Below are 2008 nucleotides of genomic sequence, written 5' to 3' on the forward strand. Positions count from 1 at the left end.
GGCCAGCGTCGGGTCGAGCAACTCGTGATCCTCGACCGTCTCGGCAAGAGACTTCGCGCGGGTCCAATCTTCCTCGAACCTCTTTGGGCTGACGATGCCGCCCTCGCGCGTCAGTTTCTGGACGAGCAGTCCGCCAGCGCGCCAGGTCCAGGCACCTTGGCCATTCTCCGCCGCTTGAAAGTGCCGGGCTACGGCAAGCCGGAGAAAACTTGGCAGCTGTTCTGACTGCTTGAAATAGGTATCCGCGGCGTCCGCGAGGCTGGTCCCCTCCAGCGGGACGACGCCCTGATAGCGGTCGACGTCCTGCCCGCGATCGATGGTCATGGCAAGGTGCCCGTGACCGAGCAGCGCCGCGTCGTCGTCCTTATCGAGATCCGCCAGCTTCGTCTCGTTGTAACGGGCATAGGCGCGCATCGAGCCCGGCACGACAAAATCGACGACGAGCAGGTCGACGGCGCCATCGGTGGAGGCCTGGAGGATCAACTTGCCCTCCGATTTCAGCGAGGCGCCAAGCAGCGCCGTCAGCGCCACGGCTTCGCCGAGCAAGCGCGAGACAGGCTCGGGGTAATCGTGGCGCGACAGGATGGTGTCGACGGTTGGCCCCAACTTCACGAGGCGCCCCAACACATCGGCCTGCTCGGCCTGAAACGGCATAACGACATCGTCCGATGGCACCGCGATCTCGATCGCCTCTCGGGAGGCGGGCTCGCTCAACGCTTTCCTCCGCGCTTGGTGGACTTTTTGGCCGCGCGCTTTTTCTTGGCCGAAGTCTTTTTAGCAGAGGTCTTCTTGGCCTTGGCAGACGCGTATTTCTTAGAAGAAGTCTTCCCCGACGCGGACTTCGCGAACGCTGTCTTGCGCAACGTCTTCTTCCTTGCAGCAGCCTTTGCCGGGAGGCGTCCGTTGTGGAGGCACCAGACCAGGATCGCCTTTTGTGCGTGAAGCCGGTTTTCCGCCTCGTCCCAAACGACCGATTGTGGGCCGTCCATCACCGCGTCCGCCACCTCGTCGCCGCGGTGGGCCGGCAGGCAGTGCATGAAGATCGCGTCGGGTTTTGCCCGCGCCATCAGTGGCTCATCGACCCGGAACGGCTCGAGTGCAGCCCTGCGTGCCTCGACATCTTTGTCGCCCATGGAGACCCAAGTGTCGGTGACCACGCAATCCGCGTCGGTCACGGCGGCTTGTGCGTCCGTCGTTACCTCGATCCTTGCGCCCTCAGCGCGGGCCCAAGTCAGCAAGTCCGGATCCGGCGCAAACGCAGGCGGCGTCGCCATGCGTAAGGTGAAACCGAAACGGGCAGCGGCATGAACCCAGGATGTCGCGACGTTGTTCGCATCGCCCAGCCAGGCGACGATGGTCCCCTTGATGGGGCCCTTGTGTTCCTCGAAGGTCAGAATGTCCGCCATGATCTGGCAGGGGTGGGACCGCGCCGTGAGGCCGTTGACGACCGGAATTTCCGCGTGCTCGGCGAACTCCAAGAGCCCATCATGGGGACCTGTCCTCAGCATGATCGCATCGACGTAACGCGAGAGCACCCGTGCCGTATCGCCGATCGTCTCGCCACGGCCAAGCTGCATATCCTGCGCATTCAGCACCACGGCCGACCCGCCAAGGTGGCGCATGGCCATCTCAAACGAGACGCGCGTCCGAGTGGAAGGCTTTTCGAAAATCATGGCCAGAACCGCGCCGTGCGGAACGGCAAGCGCTTTCGGCGTCTTGCGCGCTTTTTTCAGCGTGGCCGCGGCGTCGATGATGGCGCGCAACGTCGGCGCATCCAGTGCATCGAGATCGAGAAAATGGGTGGGTGTCATAGGCATGAGCGGAGATTCTTAGAAACAGGATTTCGTTTAGGAACTAGCCGTACCCCGCATCGCCGGTTTTAAGGCGATGCAGGCGGCATCAATGGTATGGCAGGCGAGGTCGATTTCTTCCTCGCCGACGATGAGAGGCGGCAGCAGACGCACGACATTGTCGCCGGCCGGGACGGTCAACATGCCCCGCTCGCGCA

At 63.1% G+C, this 2008-nt stretch carries 1 protein-coding gene and 1 pseudogene; both read right to left on the reverse strand.

The window, feature by feature from the left end; all coding sequences use genetic code 11:
• Positions 1-714 (reverse strand): Hsp33 family molecular chaperone HslO (locus WBQ77_RS11725; RefSeq protein WP_424060400.1); only part of this gene is annotated, 714 nt, incomplete at its 3' end.
• A gap of 194 nt (positions 715-908) precedes the next feature.
• Positions 909-1817 (reverse strand): annotated as a pseudogene (argF, locus tag WBQ77_RS11730) (ornithine carbamoyltransferase); the annotation flags it as partial.
• Positions 1818-2008: the final 191 nt, after the last annotated feature.

This window comes from Methyloceanibacter sp. (assembly GCF_049590335.1).
GTDB lineage: Bacteria > Pseudomonadota > Alphaproteobacteria > Rhizobiales > Methyloligellaceae > Methyloceanibacter.